The sequence below is a fragment of the Streptomyces sp. WI03-4A genome (assembly GCF_033792105.1).
In the GTDB taxonomy this organism is placed as follows: Bacteria; Actinomycetota; Actinomycetes; order Streptomycetales; family Streptomycetaceae; genus Streptomyces; species Streptomyces collinus_A.
Genome location: NZ_JARAUO010000003.1, coordinates 287,687 through 304,553 on the forward strand (window position 1 = coordinate 287,687; position 16,867 = coordinate 304,553).

Genomic DNA, 16,867 nt, shown 5'->3' on the forward strand with positions numbered 1-16,867 from the left:
CCCTGTGCGTTCTGCGTGCGTACGGCCGCGCGCTTGTCGAGGCCACGGCTACCGAACCCGGCCGCCGACCCTCCGCGCGTCGGTCCGCTGGGTCGCTCGGCCGGCGGCAGGGCGGGCGGGCGTCTCCGCCGGCTAGCCGGCTTCCGTCTGCTTGGCCGCCGCGTCGATCGCCGCGAGCGACCTGCGCACCTGGTTGCGGTCGGTCGTGTACCAGAAGTCGGGCAGCGAGGCCTTGAGGTAGCCGCCGTACCGGGCGGTCGCCAGCCGCTGGTCCAGGATGGCGACCACGCCGCGGTCCCCGGAGGCGCGCACCAGACGGCCGGCGCCCTGGGCCATGAGCAGGGCCGCGTGGGTCGCGGCCACCGCCATGAAGCCGTTGCCGCCCGCCTCCTCCACCGCCTTCTGGCGGGCGCTCATCAGCGGGTCGTCCGGACGCGGGAACGGGATCTTGTCCATGACGACGAGCTGGCAGCTCGGCCCCGGGACGTCGACGCCCTGCCACAGCGACAGCGTGCCGAACAGGCACGTCTTGGGGTCGGCCGCGAAGTTCTTGATCAGCTCACCGAGGGTCTCCTCGCCCTGGAGCAGGATCGGGAACTCGGGGATCCGTGAGCGCAGCTCCTCGGCGGCGAGCTGGGCCGCCCGCATGGAGGAGAACAGTCCGAGGGTGCGGCCGCCGGCGGCCTGGATCAGCTCGGTCAGCTCGTCGAGCATGTCGGTGCGCTCGCCGTCCCTCGCGGGGCGCGCGAGGTGCTTGGCGACGTAGAGGATGCCCTGCTTGCGATAGTCGAAGGGGGAGCCGACGTCCACGCCCTTCCACTGGGGCAGGTCGTCGCCCTCGGCGCCCTCGGGCGCCAGGCCCAGCGAGGCGCCGACGCCGTTGAAGTCGCCGCCCAGCTTGAGCGTCGCCGAGGTGAGGACCACGCTGCGGTCCGCGAACAGCTTCTCCCTCAGCAGCCCGGAGACCGACATGGGGGCGACACACAGGGAGGCACCGAAACGGTCGTGGCGCTCGTACCAGACGACGTCCCACTCGGAGCCGTTCACCACCCGCTCGGCCACGTCGTGCACCGTCTCCACCGAGGCCAGTGCCTGCTTGCGCACCGCGTCCTCGTCCTGGACGGACTTGTCGCGGGTGGAGCCGATCGCGGTGATCACCGTCCGGGCGGCGTCCCGCAGCGCCATCAGGGCGTAGCCGAGGTCCTCGGGGATCTCCTCCAGGCGGCCCGGCAGTGCCAGCTCCATCACCCGCTCGAAGCCCTCGGCGGCGGTCTGGAGCTGGTCGGCGGCCTTCTCGTTGACGAGCTTGGCCGCCCGACGGACGGCGCGGTTGACCTGGCCGGGCGTGAGCTCGCCGGTGGCGACGCCGGTGACACGGGAGACCAGTTCGTGGGCCTCGTCCACGATCAGGACCTCGTGCTGTGGCAGCACGGGGGCGCCCTCGATGGCGTCGATGGCGAGGAGCGCGTGGTTGGTGACGACGACCTCGGCGAGCTTGGCGCGCTCGCGGGCCATCTCCGCGAAGCACTCGGCGCCGTAGGCGCACTTCGACGCGCCCAGGCACTCCCGCGAGGACACCGACACCTGGGCCCAGGCGCGGTCGGAGACACCTGGCGTGAGGCCGTCGCGGTCACCGGTCTCGGTCTCGTCGGCCCAGTCCCGCAGGCGCAGCAGGTCCTGGCCCAGCTTGCTGGTGGGCGCGGCGGCCTCGAACTGGTCGAAGAGGCCGTCCTCCTCGTCCTGCGGCATGCCCTCGTGCAGGCGGTGCAGGCACAGGTAGTTCGACCTGCCCTTGAGCATGGCGAAATCCGGGCGCCGGCGCAGCAGCGGGTGCAGGGCGTCGACGGTGCGGGGCAGGTCGCGCTCCACCAGCTGCCGCTGCAGCGCGAGCGTGGCCGTGGCGACGATCACCCGCTCCCCGTGGGCGAGCGCGGGCACGAGGTAGCCCAGCGACTTTCCGGTGCCGGTGCCGGCCTGGACCAGCAGGTGGGATCCGTCGTCGATCGCTTCGGCGACCGCTTCGGCCATGGTCACCTGGCCAGGGCGCTCCGTGCCGCCGACGGCTGCGACGGCGGCATGGAGGAGTTCGGGGAGTGAGGGCTTCGTCATAGCCCGACCACCCTACGGCCCGGCACTGACAAACGGGCGATCACGATCTTCCTCTCCTTCTTCTCTCCGTGCCGGGCGTTACATCGGGCCGCGCCGCACCCGGTCGCGGATCAGGAGGGCCGCCCGCTTGGCGGGCAGGTCGACCTCGGCCGCGTACCGGAATCCGGCGCTCAGGAAGGCGGCCACCGAGGGAGCGTTACGGAGATCGGGCTCCGCGAGGACCCGGGCGCAGGTGGGGCGGCGGTCGAGGATCAGCTCGGCCACGGCTGCGAGCAGCGCTGAGCCGAGCCCCCGCGCCCGGTCGGCGGCGTCACCGATGAGCAGGTGGATCCCGGTGTCGTGCGGCCGCGCCGGATAGTGCCGCGCGAGCGGGTCCAGGTCCGCCCGGTAGATCTCCCAGTAGCTCATGGGCGTGCCGTCCAGCACGCCCAGGCAGGGCACGCTGCGCCCGTCGCCGTCGAGCTGGGCGCGCAGGTGGCGCTCCGTCCGGTCCTGGGAGCCGGCCAGCTCCCAGAACGAGGCCACGGCGGGGTCGTTCATCCAGCGGTGGACGAGTGACAGGTCGTGGTCGACGCGTACCGGAACCAGCTGGAACCGGCCCACGGAGGTCGCGATCGGTCCCCAGGCGGCGACGTCGTCGAGCAGGTCGTCCCGGCTCCCGGCGAGGCGGTCCGCGCTCCCGTCGGCCGGAGTGGAACCGAAAAGCGCGATGAACTCGGCCGGCAGTCTCAGGTCCAGGGTGTCCTCGCCGTCGCCGAAGGACGCGGTGTCCCCCGCGGTCACGGAGGCTCCACCGCTGTCGGTGTCCCCGTTGCCGATGGCGCCGGGAGCTCGCGCCTCGTCGAGGGGGACGGAGAAGGGGCCGGTGCCGGCGCTCGCGTCGGTGGAAGGCACGGTGCGCTCCTCTCGGGAACGAAGGGGGTCAGGGTCCTCGGCGACGGTGGAGGACGGGGCGGTGCGCTGCCGTGCGGATGTGCTCAGCAGTGCAGGGGGTTGGCGATGGTGACGTAGACGGACTGGGTGTCGACGGGACCGACGAGTTCGTCGAGGCCGTGCAGCCGGGTCAGCAGGTTGGCCTTGCACCGCAGGACCGGCGAGTCGAGCAGGAGCGCGGGCAGCGGGCTGCGCAGCGCGGCGGGTCCCGAGGCGACGTCGGTGAGGAAGCCGCGGAACGCGGCGAGGAGCAGCCGTTCGTCGGCGAGGCCCTGGGAGCCGAACGCACCGATCAGACCGAACACGTTGTTGACGGCCAGGTAGTAGGCGAAGCGTTCGTCGGTGACCTCGTCGGAGACGAACGTGTCGCTGTGCGCGCCGATGCCGGGCAGTCGCGCGTCGAGTTCGGCCCGCCGGGACTCGCGGAAGTAGTAGCCCTGGTTGTCGCGGTAGCGGCCGCCGGCGGGCCAGCCGTCCGGGTCGAGCAGGAGCAACGTGTTCTGCTGGTGGGCTTCGAGGGCGATGCCGGCCTCGCTGTCCAGCCAGAGCACGGGCCGTACGACCTGTTCGAGGTAGCGCAGGAACCACTCCGCGGCGACGGCTCCCACCGGCCGGCCGGTACGGGCGGCGAGCCGTGCGACGAGCTGCGCCAGCCGGGACCCGTGGCGGCGAACGGCGTCCGGCGCTGTCGGTGCTGACGGCGAGGCGTGGGGGCCGGGTTCGGCGAGGGGCCGGGGCGAGACGAGTCCGGCGACGCAGCTGACGTCGTCGGCCGGGGTGAACGGATTGTGCCTGATCACGACGTCGAGGCCGGACAGGGGACGGCCGTCGGGGCCGTCGACGGCGAGCCAGGCCGGGTCGCGGACGATGTCGAAGCCGGGGTGCGCGGCCTGCCACTGCTTCGCCAGGCCGCCGCGCAGCAGCCGGTGCACCTCGACCCCGCGGTGGAGTTCCTTGCGCAGGTTCTCGCGCCGGGAGTTGGTGATGCGCAGGCCCAGCGACAGCTTGAGCATCGCGGGCGCGCCGGTCCGGTGAACCGTGCGTACGGAGGAGGTGGGGTGCCAGGGCGCGCCGAGCGGGCCGAGATCGCGAAGGGCGCCGGAGTCGAGCAGGGCGGCGACCGTGGGGCGGTGCCGGACCTCGCGCGCCTGCCAGGGGTGCAGGGGGAGGACGGCGTGACCGTCGGGCAGGGTCGGCTCGGTTCCGGCGAGGCGCCGGGTGAGCTCCGTTGCGGGCAGCGGCCGGCCGCGTTCGGTCCAGGCCGAGTCGGTCCTGAGCAGCGAGGGAGCGACGGCCATCCAGTGCAGCGGGAAGGAGCCGCGCAGCTCGGGTGAGTACAGCCGGGCCTCGGCGTCGGTCAGACCTTCCCTGCTCTTCGGCGTCGGGTGCAGGGGGTGGCCGAGGAGGAGGGCCTGTTCCGCGGCGAGGAAGAGGTCGGGCCCGTCGGCCGGGTGTGCGCGCCGGTCGCGGATGAAGGTCGCGGTGCGGCGCAGGGAGTCGGCCACCCTGGCGACGAGGTCCGCGCCGTCGTGGACGGGGGCGTCGGCGGCCGGGCCGTCATCGGCGCCGACATCGTCCATGGAGGCGTCATGGGCGCGGACGTCGGCGGCTGAGGTGGTGTGGGCGTCCCCGGCCTGGACGGGGACGCCTTGGGCCGGGACGGCGGGGCCGGGGACGGGCCTGGGGCCGCCCGCGACCTGCCCGGTGCCGTCAGTGTCGTCGGTGGTGCCCGGCGTCTCCCTGGCGAGCAGCGCCGCGAGGGTGACGGCGTCGACGGGCGGGGCGGCTTCGGGCGCTCCGGCGAGGCGGGGCGGTCCGAAGCGGTGCCAGCCGGTCGGGGACCAGTGGTGCACCGGTGCGAGCAGCGCGGCCCCGCTGCCGGGGAGCGGGACGCCGAGGGTGCCGTTGGCGGGGGCGGTCAGGTTCGTCTCCCTGACCCAGCAGCGCAAAAGGTTGTCGACGGCGGCCGCCTGGGCGGCGGTGCGAGGGTCGGGATCGTCCAACGGGTCGACGCCGGGTGTGCCGGGGGCGCCGGGCCGGCCGGGCTGTGCGGGGCTCGGGGTCCGGCGCTTCTGCTGGGGAACCGCCTCGGCGAGCGGCACGGAGGCGGGCTGGTGCCCGGAGTCGCCTGGTTCCTCGGGGCTTCCGGAGCGGCCGTCGGGGGTGGGGGTGGCGTTCAAGACGGCTCCTCGGGGCTGGGCAGTGGTGGTGCGGTGGTGCGGGGTGGTGCTCGTGGTGCGCCCTCGCCGAGTGCCAGTCGTCGTCGACGCCCTTTGCGACGGGGCGCGAGTCCGGCCGGGCACACCGACCACGAATCAAGGCGGGGCGGCGCGGCCGGAGGGGCGAAGTCGGCCGCGGGCAACGATGGTCAGCCGGTGCGGGGAGCGGGCCCGTCGCCACGGCGTCGGCCCTGGCCGTGGTCCCGGCTGTGGCGGGCCGCCGCCGCGACCGCGTCGGACAGGCGGTCCAGTACGGCCGCCGCCTGTTCGTCGCTGATGGTGAGCGGGGGAAGGAGCCGTACGACACCGGCGTGACGGCCGCCGAGTTCCACGATGAGGCCGCGGTGCAGGCACTCCCGCTGCACGGCCGCGGCGAGTTCGGGGTCGGCGGGGCGCGGCGAGCGAACCGCGTCCGCCCCCTTCACCAGGGCGTCGGGCTCACCAGGCTCCCCGAGGACGAGGCCCTCCCCGGGCCCGGTTCTCTCGCCCTCCGGGTCGACCAGTTCGAGGCCGATCATCAGACCGCGCCCCCGGACGTCCCCGACGCACGGGAACTCGTCCCGCAGGGCGCGCAGTCGGGTCAGCATCCGGGAGCCGAGTGCGGCAGCGCGTTCGGCCAGGCCGTTCTCGCGGACGTAGGCCAGGGTGGCGGTGCCCGCGGCCATGGCGAGCTGGTTGCCGCGGAAGGTTCCGGCGTGGGCTCCGGGTCGCCAGACGTCGAGGTCGTCGCGGTAGACGACCACGGCGAGCGGGAGGCTGCCGCCGATGGCCTTGGACAGCACCATGACGTCGGGCGTGACGCCGCTGTGGTCGACGCCCCAGAAGGCGCCGGTGCGGCCGACGCCGGTCTGGATCTCGTCGGCGATCAGCGGAACGGACCGGTCGGCCGTGATCCGCCGCATGCGGAGCAGCCAGTCGTCCGGCGCCGGGATCACCCCGCCCTCGCCCTGGACGGGTTCGACGATCATCCCGGCGGGCAGCGGCACGCCGGACTTGGGGTCGTCGAGGAGCGATTCGGTGTAGCGGGCGGAGAGTTCGGCGCCGCGCGGGCCGCCGACGCCGAAGGGGCAGCGGTAGTCCCGCGGGTACGGCAGGCGGGCGACCCGGACGTCACCGGCGCCGCCGGACGCGGCCAGGGCGGCGGCCGTCATGCCGTGGTAGGCGCCGGTGAAGGCGAGCATGCCGGTGCGCCCGGTCGCCGCCCGGACGAGTTTGAAGGCGGCCTCGACCGCGTCGGTGCCGGCCGGTCCGCAGAACTGGACGCGGGCGCGGTCGGCGAGGCCCGGTGGCAGGGTCCGGAACAGCTCGGTGATGAAGGCGTCCTTGACAGGGGTCGCCAGATCGAGGACGGAGAGCGGGGCACCGGAGTCGAGGACGCGGCGGATGGCCTCCAGGACGACCGGGTGGTTGTGTCCGAGGGCGAGCGTCCCGGCGCCGGAGAGGCAGTCCAGGTAGCGGCGGCCGTCGGCGCCCTCGATGGTCAGCCCGCGTGCGCGCACGGGCACGATGGGCAGGGCCCGGGCGTAGGTGCGCGCCGCTGATTCGCGCGCCGACTGGCGCCGCAGGATGCCCTCGTGCACGGCGCGCGCTTCCTCGCGCGCGTCCTCAGCCACCGACTCGGTCACGGCCACTGCTCGCTGTCCTCCCGCTGTCCAGAGGCGAGTTGTCCGACGGGGGCCGGGCACAGGCAGCAGCCCCCTCACCGCTACCAACCGCTGACCGGCCCGCGGGTTACGGGTTGCTTCAAGATCCTTGCCGTGACGGAACTGTTGCCGGTCCGTCGGAAGTCCCCCACAGCGACCGCATAGTGTGTGGTCCCGTTCCCAGCGGTCCGCGCGGCCGGCGTGAACTCTCCGCGAGTTCCCGGCCGGTGTACGGGCCGAGCGCCTAGTTCCTTCACAGCAGGGGGAGTCAAGACCATGCGATCCATACGACCGTCGTTCACCGTTCGCCGAGGGAGGGGCGCGTCCCGCAGAACCTCCCCCGTGCCGGCGACGGTCGCCCTCGTCTCGGTGCTGGCGTTGACCGCCACCGCCTGCAACGGCGACGACCACGCCGACGCCAAGCCGTCCCTCAGCGCGACGGCGGGCCCGGTCGGCGACGGGAAGATCAAGATCCCGGACGACATCCGGAAGCGGCTCCGCGAGCACGGGATCGACATCGACAAGTGGAAGCACGGCGCCTGGAAGAACTGGAACCGGGACGACTGGCTGCGCGAGGCCAACGACTTCGTCAACCCGATCATCAAGGGCCTGTGGGACCCGGACCGGATGCGGGACGCCAACGACCCCGACAAGGGGGTCGACGACAACGACATCTCCGGTGACCAGGGAGTGACGGACCCGACGCCGGCGCCGGTGCGGGCCCAGCCGGTCCGGGCGCCGTACCACGCCAGCGCCGCCACGTCGGGCAAGGTGTTGTTCGACTCCCCCGAGGGCACCATGGTCTGCTCGGCGACGGTCGTGGAGGACCCCGCGCACCCGGGCAAGTCCAACCTCATCTGGACGGCGGGCCACTGTGTGCACGCCGGCAAGAAGGGCGGCTGGTACCGCAACATCGCGTTCGTGCCGTCGTACAACAACGCGGGCAAGTCGAACGCCGAGCTGCAGGACGCGTCCAGGGCCGAGGTCGCGCCGTACGGGGTGTGGTGGGCCGACGCGGCGAAGACCTCGCAGCAGTGGATCGACCAGGGCGGCGAGACCGGCGGCAACGGGGCGTCGTACGACTTCGCGGTCATCCATGTGACGCCGGAGCAGGGCAACGCCGGCAAGTCGCTGGAGGAGACCGTCGGCGGTGCCCTTCCCGTGAACTTCAACGCCCCCGCCGTGCCGCAGGTGCGGAGCATCACGGCCTCCGGCTACCCGGCGGCGGCTCCCTACGACGGTCAGCTGCTCTACCAGTGCCAGGACAAGCCGGGCCGCCTGTCGATCCAGAGGACGGACCCGACGATGTACCGCATCGGCTGCACGATGACCGGCGGTTCCTCCGGCGGCGGCTGGGTGGAGACGGGCTCCGACGGCAAGCCGGCGCTGGTCTCCAACACCTCCATCGGCCCGGTGTCGTCGGGCTGGCTGGCGGGTCCGCGGCTGGGCGAGGTCGCCAAGGGCGTGTACGACTCGGTCAGCAAGAAGTTCGCCGGGCGGTAACCGCGCCAGGGCGGCGGCGAGAGGGCACCACGGCCGGTCTCGCGGCCGCCCCGGCGGCCGGCTTCACCGGGGCAGGACGAAGGCCCGCCACTCGTCAGGGGGTGGCGGGCCTTCGTCGTGCCGGAAGGTCAGGCCGCGGGGGCCGGCGTGTACGGCGCCAGGTCCGCCGCCAGCTCCTCGTGCACCCGGACCTTGATCAGAGTGCCCTCCGCGGTGTGCTCCTCGGAGATCACCTCGCCCTCGGTGTGGGCGCGGGCGACGAGCCTGCCGTGCGTGTAGGGCACGAGTGCCTCGACCTCGACCGAGGGGCGGGGCAGCTCGTCGTCGATCAGCGTGAGCAGCTCCTCGATGCCCCGGCCGGTACGGGCCGACACGGCGATCGAGCGCTTCTCCACCCGCAGCAGCCGCTGGAGCACCAGCGGGTCGGCCGCGTCCGCCTTGTTGATCACGACGATCTCGGGCACGTCGGTGGCGCCGACGTCCCGGATCACCTCGCGCACCGCGGCGAGCTGCTCCTCCGGGTCGGGGTGCGAGCCGTCCACCACGTGCAGGATCAGGTCGGCGTCGCCGACCTCCTCCATGGTGGAGCGGAACGCCTCGACCAGGTGGTGCGGCAGGTGCCGGACGAAGCCGACGGTGTCGGCGAGCGTGTACAGCCTGCCGCTCGGGGTCTCCGCGCGGCGGACGGTCGGGTCCAGGGTCGCGAACAGGGCGTTCTCGACCAGGACGCCCGCTCCGGTGAGGCGGTTGAGCAGGGAGGACTTGCCGGCGTTGGTGTAGCCCGCGATGGCGACCGACGGCACCTTGTTGCGCCGGCGCTCCTGGCGCTTGATCTCGCGGCCGGTCTTCATCTCCGCGATCTCCCGGCGCATCTTCGCCATCTTCTCGCGGATCCGCCGCCGGTCCGTCTCGATCTTGGTCTCACCGGGACCACGGGTGGCGAGGCCGCCGCCCTTGCCGCCGCCCATCTGACGGGACAGCGACTGACCCCAGCCTCGCAGTCGCGGCAGCATGTACTGCATCTGCGCGAGCGCGACCTGCGCCTTGCCCTCTCGGGACTTGGCGTGCTGGGCGAAGATGTCGAGGATCAGGGCCGTACGGTCGATGACCTTGACCTTGACGACGTCTTCGAGGGCGATGAGCTGGCCGGGGCTGAGCTCACCGTCGCAGATGACGGTGTCGGCGCCGGACTCCACGACGATGTCGCGCAGCTCCAGGGCCTTGCCGGAACCGATGAAGGTGGCCGCGTCGGGCTTGTCGCGGCGCTGGATCACGCCGTCGAGCACGAGCGCGCCCGCGGTCTCCGCGAGGGCGGCCAGCTCCGCGAGGGAGTTGTCCGCGTCCCGGGCGGTGCCCGTGGTCCACACGCCGACGAGCACGACCCGCTCCAGGCGGAGCTGGCGGTACTCGACCTCGGTGACGTCCTCCAGCTCGGTGGACAGGCCCACCACGCGGCGCAGGGCCGCACGCTCGGAGCGGTCGAACTGGTCACCGTCCCGCTCGCCGTCGATCTCGTGGCTCCAGGCGACGTCCTCTTCCATCAGGGCATCGGCCCGAAGACCTTCGGGATAGGTGTGCGCTACGCGCTTGGTGTCCTGGGAAGGGGAAGAAGAGGAGGTCATTGGATCCTTACGTCGATGGGATGAGCGATCCGCCGGTGGCGATACCGGCGGTCACGAGGTTCAACGCTCGGGTACCCCGGGAGATTCCCGTGTCCCGTGCCGCGCCGACCTGAAAATGGTCGCACGGCACGGCCCGTCTCGTCACCGCCTTATTTCGGGTTCCGCAGCTGTCTCACTTCGGGTTCCGCAGCTTGGGCAGCTTGCCCTGCGCCACGCTCTTCCAGTCCGGGTGACCGGGCATCGGCGGGGTCTTCTCGCCGTAGAGCCAGTCGTGGAAGAAGCCGTTCAGGTCGCGGCCGGCGACGGCGGAGGCGAGGCGGACGAAGTCGGCGGTGGTGGCGGTGGAGTCCCGGTGCTCGCGCACCCACAGCCGCTCCAGGCGCTCGAAGGCGTCCCGGCCGATCTCCTGGCGCAGGGCGTAGAGCACCAGCGCGGCTCCGTCGTAGATGTTCGGGCGGAAGATGCTGATCTTCTCGCCCGGCTGGGGCGGCTTCGGGAGGCCGGGCGGGCCGCCGGCGGCCCGCCAGCGGTCGGAGGCGCCGTAGGCGGCCTTCATCCGGTCCACCATGGGCCGGTGCGCCTTCTCCTCCGAGTAGAGGCTCTCGTACCAGGTGGCATGCCCCTCGTTCAGCCAGACGTCGGACCAGGTGCGGGGGCTGACGCTGTCCCCGAACCACTGGTGCGACAGCTCGTGCACCATGATCGAGTCCAGGTACCAGGAGGGGTAGGCGGGGTCGCTGAACAGGTTTTTCTCGAAGAGCGAGAGAGTCTGCGTCTCCAGTTCGAACCCGGTGTCGGCCTGCGCCATGAGCACGCCGTAGGTCTCGAAGGGGAAGTCGCCGACCTTGCTCTCCATCCAGGCGATCTGGTCGGGCGTCTTGGCCAGCCAGGGTTCGAGCGCCTTGCGGTCGGCGCTGGGCACGACGTCCCGGACCGGCAGCCCGTGCGGGCCCTGGCGGTGCAGGACGGCGGAGCGCCCGATGGACACCTGGGCGAGTTCGGTGGCCATGGGGTGCAGGGTGCGGTAGGTCCAGGTGGTGGAGGAGCCGACCCGCTCCGATCCGACGGGCACCCCGTTGGCGACGGCGGTGTAGCCGTTCGGGGCGGTGATCCGGATGGTGAACCGCGCCTTGTCCGAGGGGTGGTCGTTGCACGGGAAGACCAGGTGGGCGGCGTCGGCCTGGTTGGCCATCGCGAGGCCGTCGGAGGTGCGCACCCAGCCGCCGTCCTGGTCCTTGGCGGCGACCGGGTCACTGGTGTGCTTCACGGTGATCCGCATCCAGCGGCCCTTGGGCAGGCGGCGGTCCGGGGTGACGACCAGGTCCTCGCCGGCACCCGTGAAGCCGGCGGGCCGGCCGTTGACCTCGACGGACTCGACCTTGCCGTGCGCGAAGTCCAGGTTGACGCGGTCGAGGGCGGTGGTGGTGTGGGCGTCGATGGTGGTGACGGCCTGCAACGGTTTGTCGTTGGCGCCGGAGTAGGTGAAGGACAGGTCGTACGCCGCCACGTCATACCCCGGGTTGCCGAGGTTCGGATAGAGGCGGTCGCCGACGCCCAGGGGCTCGGCGGGCGCGGCGGCGGCGAGGAGGCAGACGCTGACGGCGGAGGCGAGCAGGGCGGCCTTGCGGCGGCCGAGCGGTCGGCGCGACGGGCGCGGGCGGGGCTTGAGCGACATGCCACACCGCTACCAGCGCGTGCGTGCGTCGCGGTGGCGACGCGCGCCCGGCCCACCCGAACGAGTTGGTACGGCGACGCCTTCTGCACCGCCGGGGCCGGTGCCCGGTTCGGCTCCTGGTGCTGGGCCCGCTACTGGTGCTGGGCCCGGTCCACGTCGTACACGCCGGGTACGTCGCGCATGGCGCGCATCAGGGCCGGGAGGTGCGCCGCGTCGGGCAGTTGCAGGCTGTAGGTGTGGCGGACCCTCCCCTGGCTGGGCGGTTCGACGGTCGCGGAGACGATCTCGACGCCCTCCGTGGCGATGGCCTCGGTGAGGTCGGCGAGCAGATGCGGGCGGCCGAACGATTCAGCGACCAGCGTGACCCGGCATTCGGTGGTCTCCCCCCAGCGCACGCCGATCTCCGCGCGCCCCCGGCTCTTCATGTCCGCGACCGCCGCGCACTGCACGCGGTGCACGGTCACCACTCCCCCGCGCACCAGGAAGCCCGTGATCTCGTCGGGCGGCACCGGGGTGCAGCACCCGGCGAGGCGCACGGAGGCGCCCGGCCGGTCCACCAGGACCTCGGCGCCGCGCGAACGGGTGTCGAGGGCGTCCTCGGCGGCGACGGGCCGGACGGGCGGGCCGCTCGCCGCGCCCGGGTCGTCGTCCTCGCTCTCGCCGGTCTCGGCCGGGTGCGTCGCGAGCCACCGCTGGATGGCGATGCGGGCGGCGGGGGTGTGGGCGTGCTCCAGCCACTCGCGGGAGGGCTCGGAGGCCGGGTCCTGGCCCATGAGGAGCTGGACCGTGTCGCCGTCCCGCAGGACCGTGCTGAGCGTCGCCAGGCGCCCGTTGACGCGGGCGCCGATGCAGGCGTGGGCGTCCTCGCCGTACTGCGCGTAGGCGGCGTCCACGCAGGTGGCGCCCTCGGGCAGGCCCAGGGTGCCGCCGTCGGGCCGGAAGACGGTGATCTCCCGGTCCTGGGCGAGGTCCTCGCGCAGGGTGGACCAGAAGGTGTCGGGGTCGGGCGCGGCCCGCTGCCAGTCGAGGAGCCGGGAGAGCCAGCCGGGCCGGGTGGGGTCGGCGCGCTCGCCGTCGGCGGGGTCGTCCGAGCCCGGGGCGTACGGGTTGCCGAGGGCGATGACCCCGGCCTCGGCGACCTTGTGCATCTGGTGGGTGCGGATGAGGACTTCGGCGACCTGGCCGTCCCCGCGGGCGACCGCGGTGTGCAGCGACTGGTAGAGGTTGAACTTTGGTACGGCGATGAAGTCCTTGAACTCCGAGACCACGGGGGTCATACAGGTGTGCAATTCACCCAGGACGCCGTAACAGTCCGCGTCCTCGCCCACGAGCACCAGCAGCCGGCCGAAGTCGGCGCCGCGCAGTTCGCCGCGCTTGCGGGACACGCGGTGCACGGAGACGAAGTGGCGCGGGCGGATGAGGACTTCGGCCTGGATGTCGGCCTCGCGCAGCACCACGCGCACCTGGTCGGCGATCTCCGCGAGGGTGTCGTCGGGGCGGGCCGCGTTCCGGGCGATCAGTTCCCGGGTGTGCTCGTACTCCTCGGGGTGGAGGATGGCGAAGACCAGGTCTTCGAGTTCGGTCTTCAGGGCCTGCACGCCCAGGCGTTCGGCGAGCGGGATGAGGACGTCCCGGGTGACCTTGGCGATCCGCGCCTGTTTCTCGGGGCGCATCACGCCGAGGGTGCGCATGTTGTGCAGGCGGTCGGCGAGTTTGATCGACATCACGCGCACGTCGCTGCCGGTGGCCACGAGCATCTTGCGGAAGGTCTCGGGTTCGGCGGCCGCGCCGTAGTCGACCTTCTCCAGCTTGGTGACGCCGTCGACGAGGTAGCGCACCTCCTCGCCGAACTGTTCACGCACCTGGTCCAGCGTCACGTCGGTGTCCTCGACGGTGTCGTGGAGCAGGGAGGCCGTCAGGGTGGTGGTTTCCGCGCCGAGTTCGGCGAGGATCAGGGTCACGGCCAGCGGGTGCGTGATGTACGGCTCGCCGCTCTTGCGCATCTGGCCGCGGTGCGAGGACTCGGCCAGGACGTAGGCGCGGCGCAGGGGTTCGAGGTCGGCGTCGGGGTGGTGGGCGCGGTGCGCCTCGACGACGTGGCCGATGGCGTCGGGCAGCCTGCCGCGGGCGGCGGGGCCGAGCAGCGCGGCCCGGCCGAGCCTGCGCAGGTCGATCCGGGCCCGGGACTTCCTGCGGGCCGTCGCGGGCGCTGTGGGCGCTACCGGGCCAGGGGTCGCAGGGTTCGTGGCCTCCGCACTCATGGGCACCTCCGGCTCGTGGACCGGCGGACGGAGCCCCAGGGTGTACGTGGCCCATGGGTTGGCGACGTTCCCCCGTCCGTGCCGGTGCTTGATGCTACCGAGCCCATCACGTGTGACTGACCGCCTCTCGCCGAGCGTGAAACGGATCACCCAATCGAGCGATGCGAATGAGGTTTAGAGTTTGCGCCACCTGCCCTGCACTCGGCCGTGGTTTCGAACGGCCCCGGCCCACCCAAACCCCTGGAACCGCTGTCCGGGGCCGTGACGGCCGAGGTTTCAGCAGGTCAGCTCAGGGCGTTTTCCAGCCAGTCGGCGTCGATCTCGCCTTCGGCGACGATCACGGCCGGACCGGTCATCTCGATCTCGCCGTCGGGGCGTTCGGTGATGACCAGGCGCCCGCCGGGCAGGTCCACCGTGTACGTCACCGGGGTGCCGGTGACGGCCGGGTCGGCGCCGTCGCGCCGGGCGGTGGCCACGGCGACCGCGCACGCGCCGGTGCCGCAGGAGCGGGTCTCGCCGGAGCCGCGCTCGTGCACGCGCATCGCCACGTGGCGGGGACCGCGGTCGACGACGAACTCGACGTTGACCCCTTCGGGGTAGGCGGCGGCCGGGCTGAACGGCGGCGGGCCGAACAGGTTGCCCGCGTGCGCGAGGTCGTCGACGAAGGCCACGGCGTGCGGGTTGCCCATGTTCACGTTGCGCGCGGGCCAGCTGCGCTCGCCGACGCTCACCGTGACGTCCCCCTCGGGGAGCCGGGCGGTGCCCATGCCGACGGTGATGTCGCCGTCCTTGTCGATGTGCACGGACTTCACCCCCGCGCGCGTGGCGATCGCGAGGTCGCCCTCGTCCACCAGCCCGGCGTGCTGGAGGTAGCGCGCGAACACGCGGGTGCCGTTGCCGCACATCTCGGCGATCGAGCCGTCGCCGTTGCGGTAGTCCATGAACCACTCCGCCTCGGCGGCCATCGACCGGGCCTCGGGGTGCGCCGCGGACCGCACGACGTGCAGGACCCCGTCGCCGCCGATCCCGGCGCGGCGGTCGCACAGGGCGGCCACGGCGGCCGGGGTGAGGTCGATGGTGTTCTCGGGGTCCGGGACGATCACGAAGTCGTTCTCGGTGCCGTGACCCTTGAGGAAGGCGATCCGCGTGCTCATTCCTCGAGGGTACGCGCCGCCCGCCGCAGGGGGCCGGGGCGCTCCCCCGCCGGGACGGCTCAGCGCAGTCGCGCCACGCGCCAGACGGCGAGGACCGCCACCACGGCGACCAGCAGGACGTACCCGAGCACGACCCGCCAGTCCGGTCTGTGTCCGGAGCCGCGCGGGGGCAGGCCGGGCCAGGTGTAGCCCACCCGGCGGGCGGCCATCATGCCCCAGCCGGCGGCGCAGGAGCAGATCAGCAGGCCCAGCATGGCGATGACCGCGCCGCTGTCGCCGAAGTCGAAGGCGAGCGGGAACGCGAACATCAGGGAGCCGCCCGCGGCCAGGGCCACGATGGGCGCGAGCTGCCAGATGCGCAGCCGCCGCTGCGGGCGCAGCTCGACCTCGACCTCGGGAACGCCCGCGTACATCTCCTCGGGCGTCGGCCCGTCGGCCGTCACACCCCCGGAGGTCTCCTCGGGCCCGTCGTCGGCCAGGTCGCCCAGACGGTCCTCGCCCTGTTCCGGTTCGCCACCGTCGATGGTGACGTGCTCGGCACTGTGTGCGGTGTCGCGAGGGCCGGCCTCCATCGCCACGCGCCCTCCCAACTAGGACTTCACTGGTGGATCGAAGCTCGATGATGGCACGGCGTCAGAGGCCGCGTTGACCGGCGGCGCATCCCGATGCCATGACGTGATCAGGCTGTGACCGGTCGTTCGACGAACGCCAGAGCCCGCCCGGGAAGTTCCCCGCGGTCGGCCGCGGCCCCACTCAGCCAGTGCACCCGGGGGTCGCGCCTGAACCAGGAATCCTGGCGGCGCGCGAAGCGCTTGGTGGCGCGGACGGTCTCGGCCCGCGCTTCCGCTTCCGTGCACTCCCCGGCGAGCGCCGAGAGCACCTGCTGGTACCCCAGCGCGCGGGACGCGGTACGGCCCTCGCGCAGCCCCCGCGCCTCCAGGGTCCGCACCTCGTCCACGAGCCCCTGCTCCCACATCACGTCGACGCGGCGCGCGATGCGCTCGTCGAGCTCGGGGCGGGCGACGTCGACGCCGATCTGGACGGTGTCGTAGACCGAGTCGTGGCCGGGCAGGTTGGCGGTGAACGGCTGCCCGGTGATCTCGATCACTTCCAGGGCCCGGACGATACGGCGGCCGTTGCTGGGCAGGATCGCGCGGCCGGCCTCGGGGTCGGCGGCGGCCAGGCGCGCGTGCAGCGCGCCGGAGCCGCGCAGCGCCAGCTCCTCCTCCAGGCGGGCCCTGACCTCGGGGTCGGTGCCGGGGAACTCCAGGTTGTCGACGGCTCCGCGGACGTACAGTCCGGAGCCGCCCACCAGGATCGGCCAGCGGCCCTCGGCGAGCAGCGCGTCGATCCGCGCGCGGGCGAGTTTCTGGTACTCGGCGACGGAGGCCGCGACCGTCACGTCCCAGATGTCGAGCAGGTGGTGCGGGATGCCGCCGCGCTCCTCGGGCGTCAGCTTGGCGGTGCCGATGTCCATCCCCCGGTAGAGCTGCATGGAGTCGGCGTTGACGACCTCACCCCCGAGCCGCTGGGCCAGGTACACGCCCAGATCGGACTTTCCGGCCGCTGTGGGTCCGACGACGGCGATGACGCGGGGTGCTAGGGGTGCGCTGCTCACCGCACCAGTCTCGCAAACCTCACCACCACGCCTCGAACGGGTTACGTGACGGCCCGTGTCCCGGGTCGTTGCACGGACGTGCCGTCCAGTCGATCTTCGGGATCCCGGTGACCGGGGTGGCGCAAACGGA

Annotated in this window: 11 protein-coding genes; 1 reads left to right on the top strand and 10 read right to left on the bottom strand. The window is 72.9% G+C overall.

The window, feature by feature from the left end; translation table 11 throughout:
- Positions 1-132: 132 nt before the first annotated feature.
- The 4 genes from PV343_RS06120 to PV343_RS06135 form a co-directional block, all read right to left on the bottom strand.
- Positions 133-2,109, bottom strand: a complete 1,977-nt coding sequence (locus tag PV343_RS06120) for an ATP-dependent DNA helicase (protein ID WP_319145735.1) — start codon at positions 2,107-2,109, stop codon at positions 133-135.
- 78 nt (positions 2,110-2,187) lie between these two features.
- Positions 2,188-3,003: a GNAT family N-acetyltransferase gene (locus tag PV343_RS06125; protein WP_387950679.1), complete on the bottom strand. Its 816-nt coding sequence runs from the start codon at positions 3,001-3,003 to the stop codon at positions 2,188-2,190.
- Positions 3,004-3,086: 83 nt separating this feature from the next.
- On the bottom strand, positions 3,087-5,045 hold the full coding sequence (locus PV343_RS06130) for an IucA/IucC family protein (protein WP_415923458.1): 1,959 nt from the start codon (positions 5,043-5,045) through the stop codon (positions 3,087-3,089).
- A 365-nt stretch (positions 5,046-5,410) separates the two neighbouring features.
- Entirely contained in the window at positions 5,411-6,892 is a 1,482-nt protein-coding gene (locus tag PV343_RS06135) for a diaminobutyrate--2-oxoglutarate transaminase family protein (protein ID WP_319145737.1), read from the bottom strand.
- 288 nt (positions 6,893-7,180) lie between these two features.
- On the opposite strand from PV343_RS06135, the gene PV343_RS06140 reads away from it, so the two are divergent.
- On the top strand, positions 7,181-8,407 hold the full coding sequence (locus PV343_RS06140; protein ID WP_319145738.1) for a trypsin-like serine peptidase: 1,227 nt from the start codon (positions 7,181-7,183) through the stop codon (positions 8,405-8,407).
- A 128-nt stretch (positions 8,408-8,535) separates the two neighbouring features.
- Here the strand turns inward: PV343_RS06140 and hflX are convergent, their stop codons facing one another.
- From hflX to miaA, 6 genes are all read right to left on the bottom strand, one after another.
- On the bottom strand, positions 8,536-10,029 hold the full coding sequence (gene hflX, locus PV343_RS06145; RefSeq protein ID WP_319145739.1) for a GTPase HflX: 1,494 nt from the start codon (positions 10,027-10,029) through the stop codon (positions 8,536-8,538).
- A 172-nt stretch (positions 10,030-10,201) separates the two neighbouring features.
- Complete coding sequence (locus tag PV343_RS06150) at positions 10,202-11,704, bottom strand: M1 family metallopeptidase (protein WP_319145740.1); 1,503 nt, start codon at positions 11,702-11,704, stop codon at positions 10,202-10,204.
- Positions 11,705-11,835: 131 nt separating this feature from the next.
- Positions 11,836-13,965, bottom strand: coding sequence for a RelA/SpoT family protein (locus PV343_RS06155; protein WP_319145741.1), 2,130 nt, complete (start codon positions 13,963-13,965; stop codon positions 11,836-11,838).
- A 284-nt stretch (positions 13,966-14,249) separates the two neighbouring features.
- Positions 14,250-15,119 (bottom strand): diaminopimelate epimerase, encoded by an 870-nt coding sequence (gene dapF / locus PV343_RS06160; RefSeq protein WP_319145742.1) that lies wholly within the window; start codon positions 15,117-15,119, stop codon positions 14,250-14,252.
- 59 nt (positions 15,120-15,178) lie between these two features.
- Positions 15,179-15,691 (bottom strand): hypothetical protein, encoded by a 513-nt coding sequence (locus tag PV343_RS06165; protein WP_319145801.1) that lies wholly within the window; start codon positions 15,689-15,691, stop codon positions 15,179-15,181.
- Between the two features lie 107 nt (positions 15,692-15,798).
- Positions 15,799-16,737: a tRNA (adenosine(37)-N6)-dimethylallyltransferase MiaA gene (gene miaA / locus PV343_RS06170; protein WP_319145743.1), complete on the bottom strand. Its 939-nt coding sequence runs from the start codon at positions 16,735-16,737 to the stop codon at positions 15,799-15,801.
- Positions 16,738-16,867 lie beyond the last annotated feature (130 nt).